This is a genomic window from Streptomyces sp. NPDC085460 (assembly GCF_044541975.1).
Taxonomy (GTDB): Bacteria; Actinomycetota; Actinomycetes; order Streptomycetales; family Streptomycetaceae; genus Streptomyces.
In genome coordinates this window covers 416578-439727 of sequence record NZ_JBITTO010000003.1, presented here as the reverse complement: position 1 = coordinate 439727, position 23150 = coordinate 416578, and the positions used below count along the sequence as shown (strand labels likewise).

The following is a 23150-nucleotide window of genomic DNA, read 5'->3' as shown; positions in this document are numbered from 1 at the left end:
GGCCTGAGGGACCGGGCCTGAGGGACCGGGCCTGAGGGACCGGGCCTGAGGGACCGGGCGCCCCTCAGATCTGGGTCAGCGCCCAGAAGCCGACCGCGAGCGACACCAGCGCGAGCAGCAGCACCGGGACCGCCACCTTCGGGGGCGGTCCCGGACGACGTCCGGGGAGCGCCACCGGGGCCGTGGAATCGTGCGGAGCGGGAACCTGAACGGGCTGAGCGGTGTATGGATTCGTAGGGGCGTAGGGATGCGCCGCCTGCGGGTGCGCCGATGTCTGTGGGTGCGCTGACGCCTGTGGGTGCGCCGACACCTGCGGATGGGTCGGCGTCAGCGGGTGCGGCGGCGTCTGCGGAGCCGAGGGGTCGAAGGGGGGTACGGGATGGGAGACCGGCGGGGGCAGGTGGAAGCTGCCCGTCTCCGAAGCGCCCGGAGCGGGCTGGTACGGAGGGGCGGCCGGGACCGGCTGCGGGGCGTCCTGGACCGGGCGCGGGGCGTCCTGAGGTGGGCGCGGGGCGTCCTGGACCGGGCGGGCGGCCGGGCCCTCGGGGCCGAAACCGGGCGGCAGCGGACCGAGTTGGTCGAAGATCTCGACCGGCGCCTCGCCGCCCTCCGGCTCGGGCAGCATCTCCACGGCGGCGGTCAGCGCCTTCCGCACGCCCGTGGCCGTCCGGAAGCGGGCCTGCGGGTCCGGCTGGAGCAGCCCCGCCAGGACCTGCCACAGCGGCTCCGGGACGGTCGCGGGCGCCGGCGGGGTGCCGTGGGTCATGAAGTGCTCGACGAGGGCCTGCGAGTCCGGCCGCGTGCCGTGCAGCAGATAGAGCGCCACCAGCCCGACGGCGTACAGGTCCGCGGTGAAGTCTGGCTCGGCGCCCAGGAGTTGCTCGGGAGCGAAGTAACCGGGCGTGCCCACCACGAAGTTGGTCTCGGTGAGCCGGGGCTCGCCCTTGCGCATCGAGATGCCGAAGTCCGAGAGCCGCAGGTGCGGACGGCCCGTACCGGTGGCCTCCATCAGGATGTTGGCCGGCTTGATGTCCCGGTGGACGACCCCCTCCGCGTGCACCGTCGCCAGACCCGACAACAGCTGGTCGAGGAGGGTGCAGACATAGCGGGGCGGCAGCGGCCCGTAGTCGCCGATGACGTGGGCGAGCGAGCCGCCCGCGACCAGGTCCATCGTGAAGAGGACCTGGTCGTCGTCGGCGGCCCAGCTGGCCGGGGCGAGGACGTGCGGGTGGTCGATCCGCAGCGCCTGTTCCCGGACGAAGCGGAGCAGCGTGTGGGCGTCGCTCTGCTGGAGCACCTTGGCCGCCACATAGCGGCGCCGGCGGTGGTCCCAGGCGCGCCAGACCGCGCCGGCCCCGCCCCGCCCGATCGGATCGATCAGCTCGTACCTGCCGGCGAAGATCTCACCCATCGCGCCGCGCCGCTCCCCGTACGTCGTCAGTCGTCAGTCGTCTGTCTTCAGTCGTCTGTCTTCAGTCGTGCTTCAGTCCGTCTTCGGCCCGTGCGTGCCGCGTCAGTTCTGGTGCGACTCGTAGTGGGCGACCGCGTCGGCGGTGCGCCCGGCGCCGTACACCCGGAGGAACTCTGCCAGCTCCGGGTGGTGCGGGGCGAGGGAGTCGGCGGCGTCGATGATGTCGCCCGCGGCGGCCACGGAGCGCAGCAGGGACTGGATCTCGCGGACCACGCGGCGCACGGTCGGGGCGCCGGATCCGTTGGTGGCCTGGCCGCTCGCGGCGGTCAGGACCGAGCCCCCCTGCGACTTCTTGATCTCGTCCATGCGGTCGGTGGCCTCGGCGGCGCTGACGCTGCCGTCGGCGACCTGCACGGCCAGCTCCTGGAGCGCCTGGACCCGCTGGACCACGGCCGGGTTGCCGATCTTGGCGCGCTGGCCGCTCATGAGCTGGGAGAGCATGGGCGCGGAGAGCCCGAGCACCGCGGCCAGCCTGGCCTGGTTGAGCCCGAGATCGTCGATCAGCCGACGGAAGAGCGCCCCCAGCGGCTCCCCGTACCAACTGCGCTGAAGCTCTCTGGCTCTTGCCGTGGCTTCCTGCTGCGCTGCGTCCATCACTTCTCCCCATCCCTGCGGTTCGCCACTGCGAACCTCGGTCAGCATCTTACGGAGCGTGGTCGTTCACCGGGAGTCCCCACCTTTTGCCCGGCACGGGGGGAGAACCGGTACGCTGTCCTCGTTCCGGGGCCTTAGCTCAGTTGGTAGAGCGCTGTCTTTGCATGGCAGATGTCAGGGGTTCGACTCCCCTAGGCTCCACGGAAAGACGCCCCTTGAACTGCGGAACCCGGTTCAGGGGGCGTTTTCGTGCCGTCCTCCCCGGCCGGCGGGGCGGCCGACGGCCCGACCGCCGCGAGGAAGAGGGAACGTCGTGCCGATCCGTGACGAGACGCGCCGTCCGGCGCCGGCGGACGGTCCTCGGCCGGAGCGCGGCCGGTTCTCGCGGTTCTGGACCGCGCAGACCGCGTCGCAGCTCGGCCAGCGCTTCGGGCTGGTGGCCCTGCCCGTGGTCGCGATCGAGACGCTCGGCGCCGGGGCGACGGAGGTCGGGTATCTGACGGCCGCGCTCACCGCGTGCTACCTGCTGATCGGCCTGCCGGCCGGCGCGTGGGTCGATCGACGGCGCAAGCGGACCACGATGATCGCGGCGGCCGTCGTCCGGGCCGCCGTGCTGGCCGTCGTCCCCGTGCTGTGGGCCTTCGACCGGCTCTCGCTCGGGTGGCTCTACGCGGTCGCGCTGGTCGTCGGCGTCGCCTCGGTCTTCTTCGACGTCGCGTACCAGTCGTACGTGCCGTTCGTCGTCCCCGACGAGGACATCGAGCGGGCGAACGCCCGGCTGGAGTCGTCGGCGCAGATCGCGGCGGCCGGAGGTCCGGCCGCGGCGGGGCTCCTCCTCAAGGTGGTGAGCGCGCCCGTCGTGATCGCCGTCGACGCGCTGGCGTACGTGGTGTGCGCCGGGTTCCTGGTGACGGTCGACGACTCCGAGCCGGTCCGCGGCGAGAAGGCGGCGGGGGGCGAGAAGGCGGCGGGGGGCTCCCGGCTGGCGCGGGAGGTCCTCGACGGGGTCCGGTTCGTCCTGGGCGACCCGGTGCTGCGGCGGCTGTGCGTCTCGGTGGGCGTGTCGAACTTCTTCGCCACCCTCACCATGACGCTGACGCCCCTGCTCGTCCTGAGGACGCTGGGGCTGGGATCCACGGTCATGGGGGTCGTGCTCGGCGTCGGCACCCTCGGCGGGCTGCTGGCCTCGCTCACCCTCCCGAAGGTCCGCGCCCGGTTCGCCGCGGGCCGGGTCATGGCGATCGGCCTCCTGTCGGCGGGTGCCTCCATGGTGGCCTTCCCCGTGGCCGGATCCCTGGACGGGTCGGCCTCCGCCCTTCCGGTCGGCCTGCTCGTCCTCGGCCAGTTCGGCATGACCTGGGGCGCGGTGACCTTCAACATCGCGCAGGTGAGCGTGCGGCAGCGGGTCTGTCCCAGGAACATGCTGGCCCGGATGACCGCGACGATCCGTTTCGTGGTGTGGGGGAGCATGCCCGTGGCGGCGATCCTCGCCGGCCGGCTCGGCTCGCGCGTCGGCGTCGTGGCCTGCCTGTGGATCGGTGTGGTGGGCGCGTTCCTGACGGCGCTTCCCGTCGTCGGGATGGACCGGCTGATCCGTTCCCGTTCCGGGACGGCGGCGCCCGGTCACGGTGACGGTGCCTGACACCCGCTCCCGGTGACGGTGCCTGAGGCGCGGCGAGCGGGGCCGCCGCCGCGCCGGGCGCCGGGTGTCAGGTCGTGCGGGCCGCCCCCGGGCGCGGGAGCGGGCCCCCGGGCGCGGTGAGGACGCGGGCCAGGTCGAGGGTGCTGAGGACGACCATCACGATGCCCAGCGGCACGTGGTACGCGGGCAGGTGCGCGACGCCGAGGGCGACCTGGACCGAGGCGAGGACGAGGAGCCCGGAGGCGTACAGGACCGGTCTGGGGCTGCCGCCGCCCGGCCGCCAGGCGACGATCGCGGCCACCACGTACAGCATCGACGCGCCGTACATCACCCGGGAGCCGATGTCGTGGAGCTGCGCGCCCAGCGGGGAGACGAGCAGGGCGCCGGCCGTGCCCGCCTGGAAGAAGAGCGCGAGGGTCTGGGTGGCGACCGCCGCCCTGACGGTCCGGTGGAGGGCCGTGCCGGGCCGTGCGGCCGTGGTGTCCCGTCGGGGCTGGGGCATCTCGGGGTCCTTTCCGGTGCGGGTGGGGTTCAGCGGAGGGTGAGGGAGGTTTCGGCCACGACGTGGGTGAGCTTCTCGGGGTTGCGGACGTAGTACAGGCCGCTGATGAGGCCGTTCTCGACCCGCACCGCCATGACCCCGTCCAGCTCGCCGTCGATGCGGACGGCGAGCGCCGGGGCGCCGTTGACGACGGTCGGCTCGGTGGTGACGGTGACGTTCGCCTTGAGGGAGCCGCCGAGGTAGAAGCGGGTCACCTTGTCGGCGCCGACGACCGGGCGCAGCGCGGCCCGCTTGATCCCGCCGCCGTCGCTGACGAGGACGACGTCGGGGGCGAGCAGGGCGAGGAAGTCCTGCGGGTCGCGCGTCTCCAGCGCCCGCCGGAAGGAGTCCACGACCGCCCGCGCCTCGCGCGCGGAGACCGTGGTGCGGGGGCGGCGGGCGTCGACGTGCTTGCGGGCCCGGTGCGCGATCTGCCGGACCGCGGCCGGCGTCTTGTCGACGGCCGCCGCGATCTCGTCGTACCCCACCTCGAAGACCTCGCGCAGGACGAAGACGGCCCGTTCGGTCGGGGTGAGGGTCTCCAGGACCAGCATCATCGCCATCGACACGGACTCGGTGAGCTCGACGTCCTCGGCGACGTCCGGCGTGGTGAGCAGCGGCTCGGGCAGCCACTGGCCGACGTACGCCTCCCGGCGGCGCCGCACGGTGCGGAGCCGGTTGAGCGCCTGCCGGGTGGTGATCCGTACGAGGTACGCCCGCTGGTCGCGAACCTGCGCCAGGTCGACGCCGGTCCAGCGGAGCCAGGTCTCCTGGAGCACGTCCTCGGCGTCGGCCGCCGAGCCGAGCATCTCGTAGGCGACCGTGAAGAGCAGGTCGCGGTGGGCGACGAAGGTGTCGGTGGCGGGGTCGGTGGCGGCCGGGTCCGTGGCGGGGGCCGTGGCGGCCGGGTCAGTGGCTGGGGCCTCGGCGGCTGGGTACGTGGCTGGGTCCGTGGCGGCCGGGTGCGTGGCGGGGCCGGTGGTCGGTTCCGTCGCTGGGTTCGCCGGCCGGTCCGTGTCGTGCGTGCTGGGCATGCTGTGTCTTCTCCCCGTGGTCGGTGTGACCGTCGTCGGTCAGGCCGTGTGCGTCGCGGGGGTGTCCGCCGGGCGGCCCGCGCGCTCCCGCAGCCGCTGCGACCGGTGCCCGCCGTCCTTGGGCCAGGAGTGCGCGCCCGGCTTGCGGGCTTCCGTGGCCAGGTGCTTGACGCTCAGCGTGCAGGCGAGTTCCTTGAGCTGCGCCCCCGCCCGTCCCCCGACGTAGATTCCCATCGCGCGGTCGTCCTTGTGCGCGATCTGGAAGATCGCCGTACGGCGCCCGAAGCTGAGGCACATCGCGTTGAACGCCATGTCCACGGGCTCGGGGCGGCGGCCCTCGATCCGCGCGAGCACGGTGTCGGCGGCGTGCGCGCCGAGGCAGCCGGCGACGTAGGCGCTCATCCGGAACGGCAGGTCCGAGGGGGCCGCGCAGTCGCCGGCCGCGACGATCCGCTCGTCGTCGACGCTGGTGAGGGTCTCGTCGGTGAGCAGGCGCCCGGTGCCGTCGGTGGCCAGCCCGCTGCGCGCGGCCAGGTCGGGGACGCCGAAGCCGGCGGTCCAGACAGCGAGCCCGCCGGTCACCGTGCGCCCGTCGGCGAGCCGGACGGCCTCCGCCGTCACCTCGGTGACCTTCGTACCGGGCCCGTCGAGCACGGTGACCCCGAGGGCGGCGAACCTGCGTGCGGCCGAGCGGCGCGCCCTGGGGTGCAGGTACGGGCCGAGGACGCCGCCGCAGACCAGCGTCACCGGGTGCCCGCCCTCGGCGAGTTCGGCGGCGGTCTCGATGCCGGTCGGGCCGGCGCCGACGACGGTGACCGGGACGCCGGCGGGCAGCGCCGCGACGGCGCTCCGCAGCCGCTCGGCCGACTCCAGCTCGGCGACGTGGTGGGCGTGTTCGGCGACACCGGGGACCGCGGGCGCGGCGACGGTGCTGCCGACCGCGTAGATCAGGTGGTCGTAGCCGACCGTGGCGCCCGACTCCAGGGTCACCACGCGCGCGTGGGCGTCGATCCGGGCCACGGAGTCGACGGTCAGCCGGACGCGCTCCGCCAGGACCTCCTCGTACCGGACGCGCGCGGGGTGGCTGCCGCCGACCAGCTGGTGGAGGCGGAGACGGGGGACGAACGACCGACGGGGGTTGATCACCGTCACGGTCACGTCCTCGCGCCGGGTGAGTCGGTTGGCCGCCATCACACCGGCGTACCCGCCGCCGATCACGACCACTTCGGTGTTCCCGCCCATGGCTTCTCCTCCGTCTTCAGGCGTCGACCTGCTCGACCTGCTCGACCTCAAGACACCGAGGGGTCGTCGCCTGTGACGTGGATGTGACGGGGATCACTGTGGAGGCCCGGAAAGGGCGGGACTGGTCCGGACGGGTGGTGTTCATCGGAAGAACTGCGCGGCAACGGCGTCGCTCCGCCGGAAACGGGGGCCCGTACAGATCATGAGGAAGGTATGTAAAGCGCGCAACCCGAAATGAACCATCCGGGAAGCGGGCCCACCTCCGTACGAACCCGAAAGTGAGGGGCCATGGCCACCGCCAAGGTCAAGCAGTTCTGGACCGCCTTCATCTCCGTCCTCTTCGCCCTGCTCGCCTCCGTCGGCCTCGCGGCCCCCGCCGTCGCCCAGGGCCAGGCGCCCGTGACCCAGCCCGAGGAGCCGGCCGCCCCCGCCGCCCCGGCCGCCGACCGGCGTACCGCGACGGTCGTGGCACCGAGGCAGGCGGAGCCGTGGGCACCGGTCCGGCAGGGCTCGCTGCCGCCCACCATCAAGCAGCGGATCGGCGCCGAGGCGCACAACTCCTCGCCCGCCGTCCGCCAGCTGCGGGCCGCCGCGCCGCTCGCGAGCGACCCGGCCGCGCTGTCGGAGCTGGCGCTCGCGACGGCCGCCTAGGGTGCGGGGAGCGCACGGCACCCCCCTCGGCACTTCCTTCCCGGCACCCAGCCCGTCCGGCCCGAAGCGACGCACGCACGGAACGGACGGACCAGAGGGAACAGCCGGTCCAGACGGACCAGCCGGACCAGACGGAACAACCAGTCCAGCCGGACCAGACGGAACAGCGGGAACAGTGGGAACAGTGAGAACGGCTTCAGGTCAGCGGCGCTCGTCGGGCTCCGTGGACTCGGTCTCCGTCTCCTCCTCGATCCCCGCCACGGTCCCGGTCTCGATCTCCACATCGCTCCCGGACTCCGTGACCACGCTCGTACCGGCCTCGGCCTCCGCGCCCGTGTAGACCTCCGACGCGGACGGCATGCCGGAACCCTCGTCCACATCCGTGGGAGCCGGCGGTTCAACCAGCCAGTCGGGGTTGGCCTGCCTGTCCCACCACTTCCACGCGACGAACGCGCCACCGACCAGCACGCCGAGCACGGCGAGCCCCTTGACGAGACGCCCGGCCCTGGCCCGGCGCTCCTGCTTCCTCACGATCTTCCGGACGTCGTCCGGCGTCACCTGACCGCGCAGCGCGGCCCAGGCGGCAGTGGAACGCGACCCGGCCTCCTCGAAGACGGGACCGGTCGCGGCGACCGCGTGCTCGACACGCGGAACGGTGTAGTCGGCCACCTGATGGGCGACCGAGCGGGTCCGAGCCGCAGCGCGATGCGCGGCGTCGTCGACCCGCGGCGGCACGTGCGGCGCCACGTACGCGGCGTACTGCACACGCGCCTGCGCGCGTGCCTGCCGAGCGGCGCTCGACACCTTGGGCGCGAGCCGCACCCGCGCCTCGTGCGCATAGTGCGCGGCCTGGTCCTTGGCCGTGCCGGCGTACGGCGCCACCACGTCCGCGGCGTGCAGGACGCTTTCCTTCGCCGAATCCGTAGCGGCGCGCACGCTGTCCATGCGAGTCACGGGTTCCTCCTCCTCGGTGGCGGGCGGTATCGGTTTTTCACCTTTCCATCCTTTTCGGCATCATGCCTGCCGGAGCGGGGTCCGGCATGCGGGGCGGGCATCCGGGGCATGGGGGCGGGGCGTGCGGGGCATGAGCCGGAGGCGGACGGGCCGTCGCGGGCATGCGGGCCGACCGCCGCGGGCATGCGAGGATCGACTCGCCAGAGCCGTGGGAGCGTGAGGCGATCCCCTCCGCGGCGTGACGCACGACCAGGGAGGGAAGGCGGACCGTGGCCATGCCGTACGCGATCCTCAAGACCAGCGCGGGCGACATCGAGGTGCGCCTGCTGCCGTTCCACGCGCCCAAGACGGTGCGGAACTTCGTCGAGCTCGCCTCGGGCGAGCGCGAGTGGACCCATCCGGGCACCGGCCAGGTCTCCACCGACCCCCTCTATGACGGCACGGTCTTCCACCGGGTCATCGGCGACTTCATGATCCAGGGCGGCGACCCGCTGGGGACGGGCACCGGCGGCCCCGGGTACGAGTTCGCCGACGAGTTCCACCCGGAGCTGTGGTTCGACCGGCCGTACCTGCTGGCCATGGCCAACGCGGGGCCGGGCACCAACGGCTCCCAGTTCTTCATCACGGTCGGCCCCGCGACCTGGCTGAACCGCAAGCACACGATCTTCGGCGAGGTCGTGGACGCGAAGAGCCGGGCCGTCGTGGACGCCGTCGCGGCGGTCCCGACCGACCCGCAGACCCAGCGGCCGCTGACGGACGTCGTGGTCGAGTCCGTGGTGATCGAGCAGCGCTGACCGGGAAGGACGGGACCCCGCCCATGGACACGCAGCCCGGACTGCGGCCCTGCTACCGCCATCCGGACACCGAGACGGGCATCAGCTGCACCCGCTGCGAGAAGCCCATCTGTCCGGCGTGCATGATCTCAGCCTCGGTCGGCTTCCAGTGCCCGGACTGCGTCCGAGGCGGCTCCGGCACCGGCCACGCGGCCGACGCCAACCAGCCGCGGACGCTCGCCGGCGGCCGGGTCAGGAAGGACGACCGGCTGGTCACCAAGATCCTGATCGGGATCTGCGCGCTGGTGTACGTGCTGGTGCTGGCCCTCGGCGACCGGTTCGTCGACGAGCTCGTGCTGATCGGGTACGCGTACAACCCGCTGCTCGGCGAGGTCGTCGGGGTCGCGGACGGCGAGTGGTACCGCCTGATCACCTCCACGGTCCTCCACCAGGAGCCGTGGCACATCCTCTTCAACCTGCTCGGTCTCTGGGTGATCGGCGGGATCGTCGAGCCCGAGCTGGGCCGGGCCCGGTACGCGCTGCTGTGCCTGCTCTCGGGGCTGTCCGGCTCCGTGCTCGCCTATGTCGTCGCCGCCCCCAACCAGCCCTCGCTGGGCGCCTCCGGGATCGTCTACGGCCTGATCGGCGCGTGGGTGGTGCTGGCACGTCGGCGCCGCCACGACATGCGGCCGGTGGCGCTCTTCGTGGCGCTGTCGCTGCTGATGACGTTCACCCGTCCGGGGATCTCCTGGGAGGCGCACGTGGGTGGACTCGTGGCCGGTGCCCTCGTGACGCTCGTGCTCGTACGGGCTCCCCGGGCCCGCCGGGACCTGATCCAGTACGGCGCCTGTGGAGTCCTGCTGCTGATCGACGTGGGCATCGTGACCGCACGGACACTCGCGCTCACCTGAGCGGGGAAGGCTGTGGACGAGCTGGGGACACGAGCTTTCCCCAGAGTTATCCACAGTGCGTGGCGAGTTCTCCCCACCCCGGTGGGTGTGACGGAGCCCCCTACCTCTGACCTGGGATTTCTCCCGGGAGGTAGGGGGCTTCGCGCTGCTCGGAGACGCCTCTCGCGGTCATACCGGCGTCAACGCGGTGCGAGTTATCCACAGATCTTCGTAAGTTATCCAGGGCTGTGCACAACGCTGTGGATAAACTCTGGGGTGAGCTTGACGGCAGACGGGCGGACCCGCTAAGCGCGTCGCTGATCAGCTCACTTCCACTGCGTGGAGACACCGAACCCGGCGGCGATGAAGCCGAAGCCGACCACGATGTTCCAGTTCCGGATGGACTCGATCGGAAGCGAACCGTCGGTGACATAGAAGACCACGATCCACACCAGACCGATGGCGAACAGGGCCAGCATCACCGGAGCGACCCAGCTGCGGTTCGTCAGCTTGATGTTGGCGGCCTGCTTCGCCGGCGGCGGCGTGTAATCGGCCTTCTTGCGGATCCGTGACTTCGGCACGAGGGACTCTCCTGTCGATGCGCTGCGTGACCGCGCAGGGAACTGTGGCTGTCGCCGGGATGTGACGTAGCAGGTCGGCTGCATCCCCCGGGCGTCCGTTAGCGTAGTGGTTCCGCGGCGCAGAAGGGGATCAGGGTACGTTGAGCAATTCCGCCGGCACTCCGCGCGACCCCCTCGCCGGACAGGGCCGCACCAGCGGGTGGCGCCCCGTCCGGCTGCTCACCCTTGCCGTCTTCGCCCTCGCCGGACTGCTCTTCGTCACCAGCTTCAACACCGCCAAGGGCACCAACATCCGCACGGACGCCTCCCTCCTGAGGCTCTCCGACCTCATCGAGGAACGCAGCCACAAGAACGCCGGCCTCGACGAGTCCACCGCCGCCCTGCGCGGCGAGGTCGACTCCCTCGCCGCCCGCGACGACGGCTCGACGGCCGAGGAGGACCGGCGCCTGAAGGAGCTGGAGACCGCCGCCGGCACCACCGAGGTCTCCGGCCCCGGCCTCACCGTCACCCTCGACGACGCCCCGCCCGGCGCCCAGGCCGCCCCCGGCTACCCCGAACCGCAGGCCAACGACCTGGTCATCCACCAGCAGGACCTCCAGGCCGTCGTCAACGCCCTCTGGGAGGGCGGCGCCAAAGGCATCCGCGTCATGGACCAGCGGCTCATCTCCACCAGCGCGGTCCGCTGCGTCGGCAACACCCTCATCCTCCAGGGCCGCGTCTACTCGCCCCCGTACAAGATCACCGCGGTCGGCGACCGGGGCAGGCTCGACAAGGCCCTCGCGGACTCCCCGGCGCTCCAGAACTACCAGCTGTACGTGAAGGCGTACGGGCTCGGCTGGAAGGTCGACGACCACAAGGGCGTCACCCTCCCCGGGTACACCGGCGCGGTCGACCTCCACCACGCCAAGCCCGCCGCGTAGGCCCGCCCGGGAACGGTTGTCCACAGGTGGTCGTCCGCGGACGGTCGTCCACAGGCTTCGGACAGCTTCCCCACGACGGCCCCCGCGCCCCGTACTCTGGTGCCCGTAACGAAGGGAAGGGGCGGCGAAGTCATGTACGGCTGGATCTGGCGGCATCTGCCGGGGAACGCGTTCGTGCGGGCGCTGATCTCCGTCGCACTGGTCCTCGGGATCGTCTACATCCTCTTCCAGTACGTGTTCCCCTGGGCGGAGCCTCTGCTTCCGTTCAACGATGTGACGGTGGACGGCCAGTGAGCGCGCGAATTCTCGTCGTCGACAACTACGACAGCTTCGTCTTCAACCTCGTGCAGTACCTCTACCAGCTCGGTGCCGAGTGCGAGGTGCTCCGCAACGACGAGGTGGAGCTGAGCCACGCCCAGGACGGCTTCGACGGCGTGCTGCTGTCTCCCGGGCCCGGCGCCCCCGAGCAGGCCGGCGTCTGCATCGACATGGTGCGGCACTGCGCCGACACCGGGGTGCCCGTCTTCGGCGTCTGCCTCGGCATGCAGTCCATGGCCGTCGCGTACGGCGGCGTCGTCGACCGCGCGCCCGAGCTGCTGCACGGCAAGACCTCGCCCGTCGTCCACGAGGGCAAGGGCGTCTTCGCCGGCCTTCCCTCGCCGTTCACGGCCACCCGCTACCACTCGCTCGCCGCCGAGCCCGCCGTGCTTCCGGCCGAGCTCGAAGTGACCGCGCGGACCGAGGACGGCATCATCATGGGCCTCCGCCACCGCGATCTGCCCGTCGAGGGCGTCCAGTTCCACCCGGAGTCGGTCCTCACCGAGCACGGCCACCTGATGCTCGCCAACTGGCTGGTGCAGTGCGGAGACGAGGGAGCGGTCGGCCGGTCGGCGGGGCTCGCGCCGGTGGTGGGCAAGGCCGTCGCGTGACCACGGGCTCGCCGTGGTTCCGGGACGGGGGGCAGCCCGGCGCCGAGCCGATACCCGAGGGCCACGGCACCCGTCCGTACGAGCCGCAGGCCCCGTACGAGCCGGGGTACGAGAGCGGGTACGAGCAGCAGCAGCCGTACGGCTACGAGCAGCAGGGCCCGTACCCGTATCCGTACCAGCCGCAGCAGCAGCCGCACCAGCCCCAGCAGCCGCACCAGCCCCAGCCGCACGAGCCGCAGCCGCACCAGCCCCACGAGCACCAGCCGCGCCAGCCGCAGTCCCGGCCCGAACCGTCGTACGAGCCCGCGTACGAGCCCATACGTGAGCCGTACGAGGCCGCGGAGACGCGGGAGCTGTCCCAGGTCGCCCCGGTCGCCGAAGAGGCTCAGCGGCCCGTGGAGCCCCTTCCCGGGCCCGGCCGGGCCGAGCGGCGCAAGGCCGCCGCCAAGCAGGGCCGCGGGAAGAGCCGCAAGGGCCCCGCTCCGGCCGCCGGCGGCACCCCCGCCCCCGACCGCCCGCTGTCCCGGGTCGAGGCGCGCCGCGCCGCCCGGGAGGCCAAGGCGGCGAAGGACAGCGTCGGCGTGGTCGTCGGCGAACTGTTCATCACCCTCGGCGTCGTCATGCTCCTCTTCGTCGCCTACCAGCTGTGGTGGACCAACGTCCTCGCCGGCCAGGAGGTCGACCAGGCCAAGGAGCGGATCACGGACACCTGGGCGAAGGGCGAGAGCAAGCCCGACGTCTTCGCCCCCGGCGAGGGCTTCGCCATCATGCACATCCCCAAGCTGGACGTCGTCGTCCCCGTCGCCGAGGGCATCGACAAGGCCAAGGTCCTCGACAAGGGCATGGCGGGCCACTACGGCGAGGGCAAGCTCAAGACCGCCATGCCCTCCGACAAGCAGGGCAACTTCGCCGTCGCCGGCCACCGCAACACCCACGGCGAGCCGTTCCGCTACATCAACCGCCTCAAGCCCGGCGACCCCATCGTGGTCGAGACCCAGGACGCCTACTACACCTACGAGATGGCGAGCATCCTGCCGCAGACCCCGCCGTCCAACATCGCCGTCATCGACCCGATCCCCAAGGGCTCCGGCTTCACCGAGCCCGGCCGGTACATCACGCTGACCACCTGCACGCCCGAGTTCACCAGCACCTACCGCATGATCGTCTGGGGAAAGCTGGTCGAGGAACGGCCGCGCAGCAAGGGAAAGCCGACCGCACTCGTAGGCTGAGAGCCCACACCTCCAGAAGGGACGAGGGCCGACCCAGTGTCACGTGCGCGCAACCGGATCGCCGGGCTCATCAGCGTCTTCGGCGAACTCCTCATCACAGCCGGCCTCGTGCTCGGACTCTTCGTCGCCTACTCGCTGTGGTGGACGAACGTCCTCGCCGACCGCGCCGCCGACAAGGAAGGCGCCCAGGTCCGCGGCGAGTGGGCCGACCAGGGCCCCGGCGCCCTCGACACCAAGGGCGGAGTCGGCTTCCTCCACGTGCCCGCCTTCGGCGGCGACGAGATCCTCGTGAAGCGGGGCACCGAGAGCTCCATCCTCAACAACGGCGTCGCCGGCTACTACACCGAGCCCGTGAAGTCGGCCCTCCCGCAGGACAAGGAGGGCAACTTCACGCTCGCCGCCCACCGGGACGGGCACGGCGCCAAGTTCCACAACATCCACAAGTTGAAGAACGGCGATCCGATCGTCTTCGAGTCCAAGGACACCTGGTACGTCTACAAGGTCTACAAGACCCTCCCGGAGACCACGAAGTTCAACGTGGACGTCCTCCAGCAGGTCCCCGAGGAGTCCGGCAAGAGCGAGCCCGGCCGGTACATCACCCTCACGACCTGCACCCCCATGTACACCTCGGACTACCGCTACATCGTCTGGGGCGAACTGGCCCGCACCGAGAGGGTCGACGCCGACCGCACCCCGCCGGCCGAACTCCGCTGACCCACCCGGCCGGACAGCACAAGGGGAGAGCCCCGGAGCCTTCACAGGCTCCGGGGCTCTCCCCGTTCCGCGCGGGCGACCGCGCCACCGGGCGGGGCTAGTCGAACCAGCCGCCGATGTTGTTGGCGTCGCCGTTGTTGCCGTTGTTGTCGCCGCCGTTGTTGTCCCCGCCGTTGTTGTCGCCACCGCCGGGCTGCTGGCCGCCGCCACCGGCGCTGTCGCCGCCGGTGGCGGCGCCCGGGTCCACGGTGAGCAGCGTGACCGTGTCACCCTGCTTGACCGGGGAACCCGCGACCGGGACCGACTGGGCGATACGGGCGTCGTCCTTGTCGACACCGGCCACGACCACGGTCACACCCTGGCTCTGGAGGTAGTCCCGAACTTCCTTGAGGGTCTTGCCGACCGCGTCCGCGGGGACCGTGATCTGCGGCGTCGCGGGGCCCTTGGAGACCTTCAGGGTGATCTCGACGTCCAGCGGCTGGTTGCTCGGGCCGCCCGGGGACTGCTCCAGGACCGTGCCCTTGGGCTGGTCGCTGTCGACCTCCTCCTGCTTCACGTTGGTGAAATGGAGGCCGTTCAACTGCTGGAGCGCCAGGTTGATGTCGCGGTTCCGGACGTCCGGCAGCTGCGTCAGCTTCTGCTTGGCGACGGTGAGGGTCACCTCGGAGTTCTTCTCGGCCTTGGTGCCGTTCTGCGGGTTCTGCCGCAGGACGGTGCCCGGGTCCTCCTCGGACTCCTCCTCGTCCACCTTGACCTTGAAGCCCTTGCCCTCCAGGGTCTCCTTCGCCCGCTGGAGCGACTGCTCCTGGACATCGGGGACCTCCACGAGCGGCGCGCCCTCGGAGACCCACACCTGGATGGTGGCGCCGACGTCCATCTTGGTGACGTTGTCGGCGGCCGGGTTCTGGCGGCAGATCGCGCCCGTGGGCTGCTCGCAGCGCTCGGTGCCCGCCTCCTGGACCTGCACCTGCGCGTTGGTGACGGACCGCTGCGCCTCGTCCATCTTCTGGCCGACGAGCTGCGGCACCACCGTCTGCTGCGGGGTGTCGGTGGTGTCCATGAGGTACCGGGCGATGAAGATCGCGCCGACCAGCACCAGGACACCGCAGAGCGCCAGCAGGATCGTCGAGGCGTTCGACTTCTTCTGGGCGCCGCGGCGGCGGTCCGGACGGTCGTCGTAACCGTCGTACCCGCCGTAGCCCCCGCCGTCCGGCGGGACAGGCGGCATCATCGAGGTCTGGCCGACCGGGTCGGCCTGGCGCAGCGCGGTCGTCGGCTGGTCCTCCGGCGGGTAGCCGTAGCCGTTGTACGCCGGGGCGCCCGCCATGCCCATCGCGGCGGCGGCCGCGACCGGCTGCCCGTCGAGGCACGCCTCGATGTCCGCGCGCATCTCGTCGGCGGACTGGTAGCGGTAGTCGGGGTCCTTGACCAGCGCCTTGAGGACGATGGCGTCCATCTCGGGCGTGATCTCGGCGTCGAAGTTGCTCGGCGCCTGGGGCTCTTCCCGGACGTGCTGGTAGGCGACGGCCACGGGGGAGTCGCCGATGAACGGCGGCCGGACGGTGAGCAGCTCGTAGAGCAGGCAGCCCGTGGAGTACAGGTCGGAGCGGGCGTCGACCTGCTCGCCCTTGGCCTGCTCCGGGGAGAGGTACTGGGCGGTGCCGATGACCGCCGCGGTCTGCGTCATGGTCATGCCCGCGTCGCCCATGGCGCGCGCGATGCCGAAGTCCATGACCTTGACCTGGCCGGTGCGGGTCAGCATCACGTTCGCGGGCTTGATGTCGCGGTGGACGATGCCGGCGCGGTGCGAGTACTCCAGGGCCTGGAGGATGCCGACGGTCATCTCCAGGGTGCGCTCGGGCAGCAGCTTGCGGCCGGAGTGCAGCAGCTCACGGAGGGTCGAGCCGTCCACGTACTCCATCACGATGTACGGGATGGAGACCCCGTCGACGTAGTCCTCGCCGGTGTCGTACACAGCGACGATCGCCGGGTGGTTCAGGGAGGCGGCGGACTGTGCCTCACGGCGGAACCGGGCCTGGAAGGACGGGTCACGGGCCAGGTCGGCCCGCAGCGTCTTCACGGCGACGGTGCGGCCGAGCCGGGTGTCCTGGGCGAGGTACACCTCGGCCATGCCACCGCGGCCGAGCACCGAGCCCAGCTCGTACCGGCCGCCGAGGCGACGCGGCTCTTCCATAGCTAATCCAGCCCTCTCCGTCTGTCCCGACCGCACCCATGGGTGGTCCGGCGGTGTGTGCTGTTCGCGCATACGCTACCGGCCCCGAGAGGCGGTACCGCCCGCGTGGGGCAGCTGATACCTGACCGGTACCTGGCTGGCACCGGCCCTTTGCAAGATCAGCCGCGACTCTTCAGAACCGCCTTCATGACCGCCTTGGCGATCGGTGCGGCGAGACCGCCACCGCTGATGTCCTCACGGCCGACGCCCTCGGCGTCCTCGACGATCACGGCGACGGCGACCGGGGAACCCTGGTCGGTCTTGGCGTACGAGATGAACCAGGCGTACGGGCGCTTGGCGTTCTTCTCGCCGTGCTGCGCGGTACCGGTCTTGCCGCCGACCTTCACGCCGTCCATGTTCAGGTCGGCCTTGCCGCCGGTGCCCTTGGCGACGACGTTCTCCATCATCGCCTGGAGCTTCTGCGCGTTCTCCGGGGAGACCGGCTGGCTCATCTCCTCCGGCTCGTTCTGCTTGATGACGTCCAGGTTCGGCGCGCGCAGCTGGTTGATCATGTACGGCTTCATCAGCTTGCCGTCGTTCGCGATCGCGGCCGTGACCATCGCCATCTGGAGCGGGGTGGTCGCGGTGTTGAACTGGCCGATGGAGGAGAGGGCGTTGCCGCCGCGGTCGGCCTTCTTGTCGTAGACGGAGGCGGCGGAGCGGACGGGGGTGAACTGCTCGGCGTTGAAGCCGAACTTCTCCGCCATCTCGTTCATCTTCTCGACGCCGACGTCGTCACCGAGCTTGGCGAAGACCGAGTTGCAGGAGACCCGCAGCGCCTCGTTGAGGCTGGCGTTGGCGCAGCCCCCCGAGTGGTTCTTCATCGGCACGGTGGAGAGCGGGATCTTCCAGCCCTCGGGGGTGTCGGTCGCCGCGTCGATGTCGGAGACCTTGCCGTTCTCCAGCGCGGCGGCGGCGGTCACGACCTTGAAGACGGAGCCGGGGGGGTAGATCTCGCGGATCGCGCGGTTCAGCATCGGCTTGGCCTTGGACGTGTCCAGCGCCACCCATGCCTTCTCGTCGTTGCTGCCGGCGATGCTCGACGGGTCGTACGAGGGGGTCGAGGCGAGCGCCAGGATCTTGCCGGTCGACGGCTCGATCGCCACCACGGCGCCGGTGTTCTTCCCGAGTCCCTCAAAGGCGGCCTTCTGAGCGGCGCCGTTGAGGGTGGTGACGACGTCGCCGCCCTTCTTCTTCTCGCCGGTGAACATGGCCAGCGTGCGGTCGAAGAAGAGCCGGTCGTCGTTGCCGGTGAGGATGCCGTCCTCGATCTTCTCGAGCTGGTTGGCGTCGTACACCTGCGAGGCGAAGCCGGTGACCGGAGCCCACATGGGGCCGTTCACATAGGTGCGCTTGTACTTGTAGTAGGTGCCGCCCGAGTCCACGGAACCGGTGATCGGCTTGCCGTCGACGATGATGTTGCCGCGCTCGGTGGCGTACCGCTCGATCTGGACGCGCTTGTTCTTCGGGTGCGCGTTCAGCTCGTCGGCGCGGACGAACTGGAGCCAGTTGTCGCGCAGGAGCAGGGCGAGGACGAGCAGGCCGCAGAAGATCGCGACCCGCCGCAGCGGCTTGTTCACGGACGGACCACCTGGGTCATCTCGACATCGGGGTTCGGGGCGGGCGCGGGCGCCGGACGGCGCGCGGTGTCGCTGATCCGGATCAGAATGCCGATCAGGGCCCAGTTGGCGATCACGGACGAACCGCCGTACGCGAGGAACGGCATCGTCATGCCGGTGAGCGGGATGAGGCCCATCACACCGCCGGCGACGACGAAGATCTGCAGCGCGAAGGCGCCGGAGAGGCCCATCGCGAGCAGCTTGCCAAAGGGGTCGCGGGCGGCGAGCGAGGTGCGGATACCGCGCTCGATGATCAGGCCGTACAGCAGCAGGAAGACCATGACGCCGGCCAGGCCGAGCTCCTCGCCGACGGTGGCGAAGATGAAGTCGGAGTTGGCGGCGAAGCCGATGAGGTCGGAGTTGCCCTGGCCGAGGCCGGTGCCGAGGATGCCGCCGGACCCGAAGGACATCAGCACCTGGGTCATCTGGTCACAGGCGGCGACCTTCTCCGCGCAGCTGAACGGGTCGGCCCACGCGTCGACACGTGCCTGCACGTGGCTGGCGAAGGACGCCACGCCGACGGCACCCGCGACGGACATCAGCAGACCCATGACGATCCAGCTGGTCCGCTCGGTGGCCACGTACAGCATGATCACGAACATGCCGAAGAACAGCAGCGAGGTACCGAGGTCGTTCTCGAAGATCAGGATGAGGAGGCTGACCGCCCAGATCGTCAGGATCGGGCCGAGGTCGCGGCCTCGGGGCAGGTAGAGCCCCATGAAACGGCGGCTGGCCAGGGCCAGGGCGTCCCTCTTCACCATCAGGTAGCCGGAGAAGAAGACCGCGAGCACGATCTTCGCGAACTCTCCGGGCTGGATGGAGAAGCCCGCGACGTTGATCCAGATCTTGGCGCCGTAGACGGCGGATCCGAGGCCGGGCACCAGCGGCAGCAGCAGGAGGACGAGCGCCGCCATCATCGAGATGTACGTGTAGCGCTGGAGGACCCGGTGGTCCTTCAGCAGCAGCAGAACGGCCACGAGCATCGCGATGCCGATCGCCGAGTACATCATCTGGCTGGGCGCGTCCGGGCTGAAGCTGTTGTACCTCCGCATCGAGGTCTCGATCAGCCGCGGCGACTGGTCCAGACGCCAGATCAGCACCAGGCCCATGCCGTTGAGCAGGGTCGCCAGCGGGAGCAGCAGCGGGTCCGCGTACGGCGCCCATTTGCGTACGACGAGGTGGGCCACGGTCGCGAGGAGCGCGAGTCCGAGCCCGTACCCGAGCATGCCCGACGGGACCTCGCCGTCGATGGCCAGGCCCACGTTGAGGTACGCGAACACCGGGATGACGACGGCGAACGCGAGCAGCGCCAGCTCGGTGTTGCGGCGGCTCGGCGCCTCGATCGCGCCGATGGTGGTCGTGTTGGTGACAACGCTCATGGTGGTGACAGGCCCCCTACGGGTGCTTACTGCTTGCCGCAGTTCGAGGCCAGCTTCTGCTCCTCCGGAGTGAGGGTGGGACCCGGGTTCGGAGCGGCTGCGGTGGGCTTGGATTCGGGCTTGGCGTCGGCGCTCTCGCCGTCGGCCGGCTTCTCGGCCGCCTCGGCGGCGGCCTTCTCCTTGTCGGCCTTCTCCTTGGCCACGCGGCGCTCCTCGGTCTTCTTGCAGGCCGACGCCTGCACCGCGAGCTCGGAGATCTTCGTCTGGGCCTTGGCGAGGCTGCCGCCCGCGATGGTGTCCTCGACCTGCTTCCGCTGGTAGGCGGGGAGGTACTTGAGTTCGATCTCGGGGTGGTCCTTCTCGACCTCCGAGAGCTTCACCCAGGCGAGGTCCTGGCTGATGCCGCGGTACAGCGCCACGTGCTCGGCGTTGGAGCCCACGAAGTACTGGGTCTGGGTCCAGCGCCAGCCGCCGTACGCGCCGCCGGCGAGGACGCCGAGGGCGAGGACGAGGATCACCGTGCGCCCGATCCACCGGCGCCGCTTCCGCGGCTTCACGAAGTCGTCGTCGGCGTACGAGTCGAAGGCGCCGTGCGGCGGGACGGCGCCGTAGCCGTGGTCGTCGCCGCTGCCGGGCGGGCCGAAGCCGCCGGCCGGGGGCTGGTGGTGCGCGGGGCGGCCGAGCCCGGAGGCACGGCCGGCCGGGGTCTGCATCGCGCCGCCGTCGTTCAGCTGCTGCTGGTTCTCGGCGACCGCGCCGACGACCACGGGCGTGTCGCTGAGGTGGCCGGCGAGGGTGTCGCCGCCGTCGACGTCGAGGACGTCGGCGACGATCACCGTGATGTTGTCGGGGCCGCCGCCGCGCAGCGCGAGCTGGATCAGCTCCTGCACGGTCTCCTGCGGGCCCTGGTAGCTGGCGAGGGTGTCCTCCAGGGTCTGGTGGGACACCACGCCGGAGAGGCCGTCGGAGCAGATCAGGTACCGGTCGCCGGCGCGGACCTCGCGGATGGAGAGGTCGGGCTCGACGTGGTCGCCGCTGCCGAGCGCGCGCATGAGGAGCGAGCGCTGCGGGTGCGTGGTCGCCTCCTCCTCCGTGATCCGGCCCTCGTCGACGAGCCGCTGCACCCAGGTGTGGTCCTGGGTGATCTGGGTGAGGACGCCGTCGCGCAGCAGGTACGCGCGGGAGTCGCCGACGTGCACCAGGCCGAGCCGCTGCCCGGTCCACAGCAGGGCGGTGAGCGTGGTGCCCATGCCCTCCAGCTGCGGGTCCTCCTCGACCATCATCCGGAGCTGGTCGTTGGCGCGCTGCACCGCCGTACCGAGCGACGTGAGGATGTCGGAGCCGGGGATGTCGTCGTCGAGCGTGACGAGGGTCGAGATCACCTCGGAGGAGGCGACCTCGCCGGCGGCCTGGCCGCCCATGCCGTCGGCGATCGCGAGGAGACGGGGACCGGCGTAGCCGGAGTCCTCGTTCCCCTCGCGGATCATGCCCTTGTGCGAGCCCGCGGCGAATCGCAGGGAGAGACTCATGCCCACCTGCCCTGTCGCCGCTGCATCGGGGTACAGCCGGTCTCGACCCACACTGCCCACCCTCCGGTCGCTCCGGTCAGCTCGCTCATTGTCGTACTACTTCCGCAGCTCGATGACGGTCTTGCCGATGCGGATCGGCGCCCCCAGCGGAATCGGCGTTGCGGTGGTGAGGCGGGTCCGGTCGAGGTACGTCCCGTTCGTGGACCCGAGGTCCTCGACGATCCACTGGCCGTCCCGGTCGGGGTAGATCCGGGCGTGCCGGCTGGACGCGTAGTCGTCGTCCAGCACGATCGTCGAGTCGTGCGCCCGGCCCAGTGTGATCGTCTGCCCCTGCAGGGCGACGGTCGTGCCGGTGAGGGTGCCCTCGGACACGACCAGCTTGGTCGGGGCGCCGCGGCGCGACCGGCCGCCGCCGGCCGCCGGCTGCGGCTGCTGGGCGCGCTGCTGCGGAGGTGCCGCCTGGCGGCCGCCCTGCTGGGGGCGCGCCTCCTGGCGGCGGGAACCGCGCTGGGTCACCCGCGTACCGAACAGGTCGCTACGGATGACCTGCACGGCCACGATGACGAACAGCCACAGAACGGCCAGGAAACCCAACCGCATGACCGTCAGGGTCAGCTCTGACATTGCCCCCGCTTCACCCTTCGGCTTGCCGGTAAACGATGGTGGTGCTGCCCACGACGATCCGCGAGCCGTCGCGGAGCGTAGCGCGGGTGGTGTGCTGCCCGTCCACCACGATGCCGTTGGTGGATCCGAGATCCTGGATCGTCGAGGGCGTTCCGGTCCGGATCTCGCAGTGCCGGCGGGACACGCCGGGATCGTCGATCCTCACGTCCGCGTCGGTGCTGCGGCCGAGGACCAGGGTCGGGCGGGAGATCTGGTGGCGGTTGCCGTTGATCTCGATCCAGCGGCGCACCTGGGTGCCGCCGGCGGCCGGAGGACGGCCGCCCGCGCCCGGCCGCTGCCCGCCGCCGGGCGGCGGGGAGGACGGCATCGGCGGAGCGCCGGCCGGGGGACCCTGCGGGTACCCGTAGCCGCCGCCCTGGCCCTGCGGCTGGTGCTGCTGCTGGTGGGGCTGGTGACCGGCGTGCGGCTGCGGCTGGGACGTGCTCGACGCGAGCGTACGGCTGCGCACCCGGTAGAGACCGGTGTCGAGGTCGTCGGCCTTCTCCAGGTGGACCTTGATCGGTCCCATGAAGGTGTACCGCTGCTGCTTGGCGTAGTCCCGGACCAGGCCGGCGAGCTCGTCGCCCAGCTGGCCCGAGTAGGGGCTCAGACGCTCGTAGTCGGGCGTGCTGAGCTCCACGATGAAGTCGTTGGGGACGACGGTCCGCTCGCGGTTCCAGATCTGCGCGTTGTTGTCGCACTCGCGCTGGAGCGCGCCGGCGATCTCGACGGGCTGGACCTCGGACTTGAACACCTTGGCGAAGGTGCCGTTGACCAGACCTTCGAGACGCTGCTCGAAACGCTTCAGGACTCCCATGGGGCACCTCCTCCGTCGTTGCCGTCCTGGTACTGCTTACTGATCGTATCCACGCGTCGGGAAATCGGCTGGTTCCCCTTCTCTGCCCTGTGGACGAGTGTCACCTCTCACAGGCCCTCCCCCCAGGGATCGTAGAGGGGGCCTGTGGACAGTGTCCCGCACCCGGCTGCCCGACAGGAGGGGCGGAGTACGGGAGTGAGCGCGTCGGACGGCGCGGCCGGCGCCGCAACCTCCCGCTTCTCCCCTGTCTCTCCCATCTCTCCCCTCTCTCCCCTGTGTCCCTTCTCTCCTTCTTCTCCTTACTTCTCCCTGGCGTCTCCGGCGGGGGCTCCGCGGTGACATCCGGGGGCGGGTGTGCGGCGCGGGCGCGCGAAGGGTCGGACGTCCTGCCGCGTCCTCCCGAGTCCTCCCACGTCCTCCGTGCTCCCCCTCGCCTCCCCTCGCTCCCTCCCTCCGCTCCCTCCCCCTCTCCCTTCCTCTCCTCTGTTCTGCCCGCGAGGGGCCGAAACAACGGATGTGAATCCACCGTCTGCGACGTGCTAATCTTCAGATGTCGCCAGGCGCTCCCACCGAAAGGTGAGAGACCGGGAGACCACCCAATGCGCGGGTGGCGGAATAGGCAGACGCGCTGGATTCAGGTTCCAGTGCCCGAAAGGGCGTGGGGGTTCAACTCCCCCCTCGCGCACCAGACGGAAGCCCCGTAGGTCTCAGACCTACGGGGCTTCCGCGTTGTCCGGCGTCCTCT

General features: G+C 71.1%; 22 protein-coding genes and 2 tRNA genes. 11 read left to right on the top strand and 13 right to left on the bottom strand.

Features of this window, described 5'->3' with window-relative positions; translation table 11 throughout:
- Positions 1-64: 64 nt before the first annotated feature.
- Complete coding sequence (locus ACIGHB_RS09885; RefSeq protein ID WP_399911217.1) at positions 65-1411, bottom strand: serine/threonine-protein kinase; 1347 nt, start codon at positions 1409-1411, stop codon at positions 65-67.
- Between the two features lie 102 nt (positions 1412-1513).
- Positions 1514-2065, bottom strand: coding sequence for a DNA-binding protein (locus ACIGHB_RS09880; protein WP_360307933.1), 552 nt, complete (start codon positions 2063-2065; stop codon positions 1514-1516).
- A 128-nt stretch (positions 2066-2193) separates the two neighbouring features.
- On the opposite strand from ACIGHB_RS09880, the gene ACIGHB_RS09875 reads away from it, so the two are divergent.
- A tRNA-Ala gene (locus tag ACIGHB_RS09875) sits at positions 2194-2266 on the top strand.
- 112 nt (positions 2267-2378) lie between these two features.
- Positions 2379-3707: an MFS transporter gene (locus tag ACIGHB_RS09870; RefSeq protein WP_399911214.1), complete on the top strand. Its 1329-nt coding sequence runs from the start codon at positions 2379-2381 to the stop codon at positions 3705-3707.
- A gap of 67 nt (positions 3708-3774) precedes the next feature.
- On the opposite strand, the gene ACIGHB_RS09865 is transcribed toward ACIGHB_RS09870, so the two are convergent.
- The 3 genes from ACIGHB_RS09865 to ACIGHB_RS09855 are packed head-to-tail and all read right to left on the bottom strand — an operon-like array spanning position 3775 to position 6524.
- Positions 3775-4209, bottom strand: coding sequence for a hypothetical protein (locus ACIGHB_RS09865; RefSeq protein ID WP_399911211.1), 435 nt, complete (start codon positions 4207-4209; stop codon positions 3775-3777).
- Positions 4210-4238: 29 nt separating this feature from the next.
- A complete protein-coding gene (locus ACIGHB_RS09860; protein ID WP_399911208.1) occupies positions 4239-5282 on the bottom strand; it encodes an RNA polymerase sigma-70 factor in 1044 nt (347 codons plus the stop codon).
- Between the two features lie 39 nt (positions 5283-5321).
- Positions 5322-6524, bottom strand: a complete 1203-nt coding sequence (locus ACIGHB_RS09855) for an NAD(P)/FAD-dependent oxidoreductase (RefSeq protein ID WP_399911205.1) — start codon at positions 6522-6524, stop codon at positions 5322-5324.
- A gap of 288 nt (positions 6525-6812) precedes the next feature.
- On the opposite strand from ACIGHB_RS09855, the gene ACIGHB_RS09850 reads away from it, so the two are divergent.
- Complete coding sequence (locus ACIGHB_RS09850) at positions 6813-7175, top strand: DUF6344 domain-containing protein (RefSeq protein ID WP_360307948.1); 363 nt, start codon at positions 6813-6815, stop codon at positions 7173-7175.
- 201 nt (positions 7176-7376) lie between these two features.
- Here ACIGHB_RS09850 and ACIGHB_RS09845 read toward each other — a convergent pair whose 3' ends face one another.
- A complete protein-coding gene (locus ACIGHB_RS09845) occupies positions 7377-8129 on the bottom strand; it encodes a DUF5324 family protein (RefSeq protein ID WP_360307951.1) in 753 nt (250 codons plus the stop codon).
- 275 nt (positions 8130-8404) lie between these two features.
- On the opposite strand from ACIGHB_RS09845, the gene ACIGHB_RS09840 reads away from it, so the two are divergent.
- Together ACIGHB_RS09840 and ACIGHB_RS09835 are read left to right on the top strand one after the other, a co-directional pair.
- The gene (locus tag ACIGHB_RS09840) at positions 8405-8923 is read left to right on the top strand and encodes a peptidylprolyl isomerase (RefSeq protein WP_360308090.1); all 519 of its coding nucleotides are present in this window, start codon (positions 8405-8407) and stop codon (positions 8921-8923) included.
- 23 nt (positions 8924-8946) lie between these two features.
- Positions 8947-9813: a rhomboid family intramembrane serine protease gene (locus ACIGHB_RS09835; RefSeq protein ID WP_360307954.1), complete on the top strand. Its 867-nt coding sequence runs from the start codon at positions 8947-8949 to the stop codon at positions 9811-9813.
- A gap of 305 nt (positions 9814-10118) precedes the next feature.
- Here the strand turns inward: ACIGHB_RS09835 and crgA are convergent, their stop codons facing one another.
- Positions 10119-10373 carry a cell division protein CrgA gene (gene crgA, locus ACIGHB_RS09830; RefSeq protein WP_030493743.1) on the bottom strand — a complete coding sequence of 85 codons (255 nt, stop codon included), beginning with the start codon at positions 10371-10373 and terminating at the stop codon, positions 10119-10121.
- A 140-nt stretch (positions 10374-10513) separates the two neighbouring features.
- Between crgA and ACIGHB_RS09825 the strand changes: the two genes are divergently transcribed.
- The 5 genes from ACIGHB_RS09825 to ACIGHB_RS09805 all read left to right on the top strand — a co-directional run bounded on the left by ACIGHB_RS09825 (position 10514) and on the right by ACIGHB_RS09805 (position 14165).
- Positions 10514-11293, top strand: coding sequence for a DUF881 domain-containing protein (locus ACIGHB_RS09825; RefSeq protein WP_399911201.1), 780 nt, complete (start codon positions 10514-10516; stop codon positions 11291-11293).
- A gap of 132 nt (positions 11294-11425) precedes the next feature.
- Complete coding sequence (locus ACIGHB_RS09820) at positions 11426-11587, top strand: hypothetical protein (RefSeq protein WP_360307960.1); 162 nt, start codon at positions 11426-11428, stop codon at positions 11585-11587.
- On the top strand, positions 11584-12222 hold the full coding sequence (locus tag ACIGHB_RS09815; RefSeq protein WP_360307963.1) for an aminodeoxychorismate/anthranilate synthase component II: 639 nt from the start codon (positions 11584-11586) through the stop codon (positions 12220-12222). The genes ACIGHB_RS09820 and ACIGHB_RS09815 overlap by 4 nt, the downstream gene beginning before the upstream one ends.
- A complete protein-coding gene (locus tag ACIGHB_RS09810) occupies positions 12219-13451 on the top strand; it encodes a class E sortase (RefSeq protein WP_399911198.1) in 1233 nt (410 codons plus the stop codon). The genes ACIGHB_RS09815 and ACIGHB_RS09810 overlap by 4 nt, the downstream gene beginning before the upstream one ends.
- A gap of 36 nt (positions 13452-13487) precedes the next feature.
- Positions 13488-14165, top strand: a complete 678-nt coding sequence (locus ACIGHB_RS09805) for a class E sortase (RefSeq protein WP_360307969.1) — start codon at positions 13488-13490, stop codon at positions 14163-14165.
- Between the two features lie 97 nt (positions 14166-14262).
- Here the strand turns inward: ACIGHB_RS09805 and pknB are convergent, their stop codons facing one another.
- The 6 genes from pknB to ACIGHB_RS09775 form a co-directional block, all read right to left on the bottom strand.
- Positions 14263-16359, bottom strand: coding sequence for a Stk1 family PASTA domain-containing Ser/Thr kinase (gene pknB / locus ACIGHB_RS09800; RefSeq protein WP_399911195.1), 2097 nt, complete (start codon positions 16357-16359; stop codon positions 14263-14265).
- 158 nt (positions 16360-16517) lie between these two features.
- On the bottom strand, positions 16518-17978 hold the full coding sequence (locus ACIGHB_RS09795) for a peptidoglycan D,D-transpeptidase FtsI family protein (RefSeq protein ID WP_399911192.1): 1461 nt from the start codon (positions 17976-17978) through the stop codon (positions 16518-16520).
- Positions 17975-19396 (bottom strand): FtsW/RodA/SpoVE family cell cycle protein, encoded by a 1422-nt coding sequence (locus ACIGHB_RS09790; RefSeq protein ID WP_399911190.1) that lies wholly within the window; start codon positions 19394-19396, stop codon positions 17975-17977. Before ACIGHB_RS09790 ends, ACIGHB_RS09795 begins: the two co-directional genes overlap by 4 nt.
- 26 nt (positions 19397-19422) lie before the next feature.
- Entirely contained in the window at positions 19423-20925 is a 1503-nt protein-coding gene (locus ACIGHB_RS09785; protein ID WP_360307981.1) for a Stp1/IreP family PP2C-type Ser/Thr phosphatase, read from the bottom strand.
- Positions 20926-21021: 96 nt separating this feature from the next.
- The gene (locus tag ACIGHB_RS09780; protein WP_360307984.1) at positions 21022-21549 is read right to left on the bottom strand and encodes an FHA domain-containing protein; all 528 of its coding nucleotides are present in this window, start codon (positions 21547-21549) and stop codon (positions 21022-21024) included.
- 10 nt (positions 21550-21559) lie between these two features.
- A complete protein-coding gene (locus ACIGHB_RS09775) occupies positions 21560-22405 on the bottom strand; it encodes an FhaA domain-containing protein (protein ID WP_399911185.1) in 846 nt (281 codons plus the stop codon).
- Between the two features lie 601 nt (positions 22406-23006).
- On the opposite strand from ACIGHB_RS09775, the gene ACIGHB_RS09770 reads away from it, so the two are divergent.
- Positions 23007-23093, top strand: a tRNA-Leu gene (locus ACIGHB_RS09770).
- Positions 23094-23150 lie beyond the last annotated feature (57 nt).